Source organism: Helicobacter sp. T3_23-1056 (genome assembly GCF_053654535.1).
In genome coordinates this window covers 1-515 of record NZ_JBSIUU010000098.1, presented here as the reverse complement: position 1 = coordinate 515, position 515 = coordinate 1, and the positions used below count along the sequence as shown (strand labels likewise).

Annotated in this window: 2 protein-coding genes; both read right to left on the bottom strand. The window is 40.0% G+C overall.

Translation table 11 applies throughout. The features are described from left to right. Positions 1 to 92 precede the first annotated feature (92 nt). Positions 93 to 227, bottom strand: coding sequence for a hypothetical protein (locus tag ACWIUO_RS13865; protein WP_454178472.1), 135 nt, complete (start codon positions 225 to 227; stop codon positions 93 to 95). 11 nt (positions 228 to 238) lie between these two features. Further along, the gene (locus tag ACWIUO_RS13860) at positions 239 to 373 is read right to left on the bottom strand and encodes a hypothetical protein (RefSeq protein WP_454178471.1); all 135 of its coding nucleotides are present in this window, start codon (positions 371 to 373) and stop codon (positions 239 to 241) included. Positions 374 to 515: the final 142 nt, after the last annotated feature.

The following is a 515-nucleotide window of genomic DNA, read 5'->3' as shown; positions in this document are numbered from 1 at the left end:
GTTTGTTTAGCTTAGTTTGGTTTAGTGTAATTTGGTTTGGTTTTGTTTTGTTTGTAGTTTAGTTTAGTGTAATTTGTCTATGTTGTTTAATGTTATTGCGAGCGGATTTTGTAAAATCCGCGTGGCAATCTATAAATCCTCCCTTGCAGTGAGTTTGCCTCTTTTCCCCCCTCCCTTGCGGAGGGGGCTAGGGGGTGGGTGTCATTGCGAGCAATTAGATTTTGCATTTTTGCAAAATCTAATTGCTCGGCAATCTATAATCACACCCTTCTATCATTGCGAGAATTTGCGTTAGCAAATTCGTGGCAATCCACAAAAGATTTTTGTCATACTTAGCGTAAGCGAAGTAACTCAAAAAAACATAGATTGCCACGAATCTATCCTTTTTGACAAAAGCCTAGATTCTCGCAATGACGGACTCCCTCATAAACCTAAACTCAAATAAGCCTACGCCTAATCAGTTCATAAGCCTTAAGCCCCCTCTCTAAAAAACCCAAAATCTACCCACCCCTTAG

Bases quoted from the DNA above. Each gene is read 5' to 3' on its own strand.
- ACWIUO_RS13865 (WP_454178472.1), bottom strand. From the start codon at position 227: ATGCAAAATCTAATTGCTCGCAATGACACCCACCCCCTAGCCCCCTCC.